Origin of the sequence: Aeromicrobium sp. (assembly GCF_050700635.1) — a bacterium.
Lineage (GTDB): Bacteria > Actinomycetota > Actinomycetes > Propionibacteriales > Nocardioidaceae > Aeromicrobium.
In genome coordinates, this window is record NZ_JBOHDT010000185.1 from 1 (window position 1) to 4582 (window position 4582).

Sequence of the window (4582 nt, forward strand, 5' to 3'; positions counted from 1 at the left end):
GACAACGCCACGAGCGGTGCGATCACCGGGGGCGGTTCCACGATCACGCAGCAGTACGTCAAGATCCTGTACCTCTCGCAGGAGCAGTCGTACTCGCGCAAGATCCGCGAGGCGATCCTGTCGATCAAGATCCACAACCAGCTCAGCAAGCAGGAGATCCTCGAGGGCTACCTCAACACCATCTACTTCGGCAACGGCGCCTACGGCGTGCAGGTGGCGGCTCAGACGTACTTCGGCAAGCCCGCCTCCAAGCTCGGCTACCGGGAGTCCGCCGCCCTCGCGTCGGTCCTCAACCAGCCGTCGTACTACGACCCCTACTCCGAGGGCGGTCGTGAGCGCATGATCCCGCGCTACAACTACGTGATCGACGGCATGAAGGAGACCGGTGCCATCACTGAAGAGCAGGCCGCAGCGGCGACCGACAGCCTCCCGAAGTTCGCGAAGAAGAAGGAGTACAACCGCTTCAAGGGGCCCAACGGCCACTTGCTGCGGCTGATCGAGAAGCAGATGCAGCAGCTGGAGTTCACCGACTCCCAGATTCTCGGCGGCGGGCTCAAGATCACCACCACGATCGGTTACCAGAAGCAGCGAGCCGCGATCAAGGCGGTCAACTCGGTCCGCCCGAAGGGCCTCAAGAAGCTGCACACCGCGCTCGTCTCGGTCCAGCCCGGCAACGGTGCGGTGCGCGCCATGTACGGAGGCTCCGACTACCTGAAGAACCAGCTCAACTGGGCCACGACCGGCACTCAGCCGGGCTCGACGTTCAAGGTCTTCGCACTGATCGCGGCGCTCGAGGACGGCTTCAGCCTGAAGAGCCGGCTCAACGGCAGCTCCCCGATCAAGGTGAGCGGCGACACGATCGAGAACCAGGGTGACAGCGGTGGCCAGTCGTTCGGCAACGTCACGCTCGAGCGCGCCACCCAGAAGTCCATCAACACCGCCTACGTCGACCTGGCCCAGCAGCTGGGCAGCGACGACGACGAAGCGGCCCCCACCGGTCAGGGTGTCGGGAGCACCGGGAGCACCGGCGGCGACATCACCAAGGGAACCAAGAAGATTCGCGAAGCCGCGAACGCGGCCGGCATCCCGGAGTCCATCACCGACAAGCTCGAACCGACCGCGGCGGTCACCCCGCTCGGGTACCTCCCGGTGCCACCCGTCGACATGGCCAACGCCTACGCGACGCTGGTGGCTGGCGGCAAGAAGGCCGAGTGGTACGTCATCGACAACGTCAAGGACCCGACCGGCGCCGAGCTGCACAAGCACGAGGTCCAGGTCGAGCAGTCGATCCCGGAGGATGTCGCCGGCGACGCCGTGGCCGCGCTTCAGAAGGTCACCAACACAGGCGCCCTCGGCACCGGCAGCCGTGCCAAAACGCTTTGCCCGACGCTGGGCAAGACCGGCACGGCGACGGCCGGCGGCACGAAGGACCAGCACGTCTCGTCGTCGTGGTTCGCCGGCGCCACTCCCAAGCTCGCCACCGCGGTGATGTACAACAAGGGTGTCGGCAACGAGGACCTCGAGGGCTACCTCGTGCCGTTCTTCGGCGGCACCTACCCGGCTATGACCTTCAAGGCCTACATGGACGCCGCGATCGATCCGGTCAGCTGCGGCACCTTCCCGCCCCCGGGCAACATCACCAGCACCAAGGGCTTCACGTACACGCCGCCTCCTCCCGAGCCGGAGGAGACGGAGGACCCGGGCGACGGCGGCAACGGCAATGGCGGTGGGAACGGCAACGACGGCGGTGGTGGTGGCAGCGATCTCGACGGCGGATCCGATCCCGACGGCGGCGGAACCGATCCCGACGGCGGCGGAACCGACACCGACGGCGGCGGCACCGATCCCGATGGCGGCACCGGCACCTTCCCCGACGGCGAATGATCGGCGCGTTCAGTCGAGCGTGATCGAGTCGAACGTCGCGGTGGTGTAGCGCACGGCGACGCTCACGGTGTCGCCCACCTTGGGCGCGTGGGCGGTTGCCGGCAGGAACACCAGGCTGGCCTGCATGTGCGGGGGCTCGGCGAACCAGCGCTGCTTGCCGTCGACGGTGAACGGGCTGAGCGCGAACCCGGCCGCCTCGAGCCCACCCTTGGCGAGGGTCTTGCCGCGCTGCACGACGTTCCCCGTCGCGCGCGGGGCCTCCAGGCCGAGCCCGTGGCTGGTGCCGCCGGCCAGCACCAGCAGGCACCCTTCACGGGGCATCGGCCGCTGCCGGTAACCAACGCGCTCGCCGCGAGAGACGTGGTGGAGGTCGAGCACCGTCGAGCGGACGTCGAAGGCGCCCAGGTCGCCCAGCCAGAGCGAAGTGCCGATCCGGGGCCTGACCTGCAGGTTCGGGCGCCGCTCGCCCAGCTCCATCAGCTCGGCGGCGGTGAGGTGCGAGATGTACAGCGTGTCGGTCTCGAGCTGGGAGGCTTCGACGGCGGCCGCCCACGACTCGGCCTCGGTGAGGTTCGCGCCTGCCATCGGCAGGTGCACGGCGAACCCCTCGACCCGCAGGTCGCCCAGCGCGGCTGCGACCGTGGCGAGCTCGTGCCGGTCGAACCCGTGGCGAGCCATCGACGTCTCGCCCTCGACGACGACTCGCACCTCGTCAGCCCGCGCGGCCAGAGCCTCGACGTCCTCGATGCGGCCGACCGTGTGCACGACCCTGCTGTCGTACGGGACGTCGGCGAGGAACGGACGCCACGGGCTGAGGACCATGACGTCTCCACCGAACGCTGCGAGGGCACCCGGCACCTCGGAGTAGGTGCCGACGGCGATGGTCGGGCAGCCGAGCGCGGTGGCCTCGGCGGCGAGCAGGTCGCGTCCGAGGCCGTAGCCGTTGCCCTTGACCACCGGGACGATGCCCGGCGTGCTCTCGGCGACGCCGGCGATGTGCCGCCGCCAGCGCGTGGCGTCGACGTGCAGATCAAACGTCATGCGCGCGTCCTCATCCTCTGCTCCTCATGTCGTCACCTGCGGCGACGCATTCGTCGCTCGGATGCTCCGCGACACGCGCAGGAGCCATGAGCGGCTGCGGTTGCGTCAGACCGCGCGTGTCGCGGCTCATCCTCTGCTCCTCATGTAGGCGGTGAAGGCGAGGTAGAGCGCTCGGTTGAGCGGCAGGTCCCACTCGCCGAGGTACTCGACGGCGTCGCCGCCGGTGCCCACCTTGAACTGGATGAGCCCGATGTGTGAGTCGTCGGCGTCGAGGGTGTCGGTGATGCCGCGCATGTCGTAGATGTCGGCGCCCGCGGTCAGGGAATCGCGCATCATCTGCCATTGCACGGCGTTGGATCCGCGCACGTCGCGCTTCTTGGTGGTGGACGCCCCGTACGAGTACCAGGCGTGGGTGCCGACCCGCACCAGCGTGGTGGCGGCCACCAGGTCGCCTTCGTGGTGGGCCAGGTAGAGCGTGATGCGGTCGGGCTCCTCGGCGGTGAGGGCGCCCCACATGCGCTCGAAGTACGACAGCGGCCGGGGGGTGAAGTGGTCGCGCTCGGCGGTCTCGGCGTAGATCCGGTGGAACTCGGCCAGGTCGTCGCGGGTGCCGTAGGTGACCTCGACCCCGGCCTTCGCCGCCTTCCTGATGTTGCGCCGCCACTGCTGGTTCATCGCGGCGAGCACGTCGTCCTCGCTCTTCGGGCCGTCGTCGCCGGCGAGGGGGACCCAGAAGTTGTACCGCGGCTGCCCGGCCGCGAATCCGCCGGTCGTGGGCACCTGCTTCCAGCCCAGCTTGTGCAGTCGCGTGGCGACGGCCAGCGCGGCGTCGTCGCTCGCATCGGCCGGCACCTCGCCGAGCGTGCCGAGCGCGTCGTCGGCGATGGCCGCCTTGATCGTGGCGGCGCGCCAACGCCGGGTGACGACCGGCGGGCCCATCCGGATGCCGAACGCCCCCTGATCCTTGAGGAACGCCGCGAGCGGGGCCAGCCAGCCTGCAAGATCATCGCCCAACCAGTCGATGTCCGGGCCTTCGGGGAGGTAGGCGAGGTAGCGCTTGACCTTCGGAACCTGGCGATACAGCACAAGACCCACGCCGACGAGCTTTCCCTCGGCGAACCAGCCGATGGACTCCCCGCGCCACTCGTTCTTGACCTCGGCCCACGCAGGCGTCTGCAGGAAGCTGACGGACGATCGCTCGCGGATGTGGTCGAGGTGTTCCGCGCCGCTGATGGGCCGGACCCGGAGCACTGACGTCACACATCGAAGGCTACCGGCGTCCCGCGTGACGAACCTCATGAACACCACGCCTTGGAATCAGTTAGGCTTGCCTTTCCTAAGCCTTGAAGGAGGGAATGCTTGGTGCGCACCTACGCCGCCACGGTGACCGGCCGGCGCCGGCTGTCGGCCCACCTCGTCACCATGACGCTCGGGGGCCTTGACGACTTCCCGACGACGGGCGTGCCCGACGAATACGTGCGGCTGCTCATTCCCCCGGCCGGGTCCGAGCTGGTGCTGCCCGAGATCGAGGAGGCGACCTGGACCATCACCTACCCCGAGGGCGCCGCCGAGCTCACCCACCGCGTCTACACGATCTCCGACCACCGTGTCGTCGACGGCAAGGTGCAGGTCGACATCGACGTTGCCTTGCACGATC

4 protein-coding genes are annotated in these 4582 nt (G+C 68.7%); 2 read left to right on the plus strand and 2 right to left on the minus strand.

Features of this window, described 5'->3' with window-relative positions; all coding sequences use genetic code 11:
* The coding region (locus ACRDPN_RS14585; protein ID WP_431449348.1) for a transglycosylase domain-containing protein at positions 1–1884 on the plus strand (1884 nt) is incomplete at its 5' end.
* Between the two features lie 9 nt (positions 1885–1893).
* On the opposite strand, the gene ACRDPN_RS14590 is transcribed toward ACRDPN_RS14585, so the two are convergent.
* The gene (locus ACRDPN_RS14590) at positions 1894–2925 is read right to left on the minus strand and encodes an alanine racemase (RefSeq protein ID WP_431449350.1); all 1032 of its coding nucleotides are present in this window, start codon (positions 2923–2925) and stop codon (positions 1894–1896) included.
* A 126-nt stretch (positions 2926–3051) separates the two neighbouring features.
* Complete coding sequence (locus tag ACRDPN_RS14595; RefSeq protein WP_431449352.1) at positions 3052–4185, minus strand: lipid II:glycine glycyltransferase FemX; 1134 nt, start codon at positions 4183–4185, stop codon at positions 3052–3054.
* 102 nt (positions 4186–4287) lie between these two features.
* Here ACRDPN_RS14595 and ACRDPN_RS14600 point away from each other — a divergent pair.
* A partial coding sequence (locus ACRDPN_RS14600; protein WP_431449354.1) for a siderophore-interacting protein occupies positions 4288–4582 on the plus strand: 295 nt, incomplete at its 3' end.

What these genes read in the sequence shown, in the direction of transcription:
- ACRDPN_RS14590 (WP_431449350.1), bottom strand. Translation starts at nt 2,925, where the DNA reads ATGACGTTTGATCTGCACGTCGACGCCACGCGCTGGCGGCGGCACATC.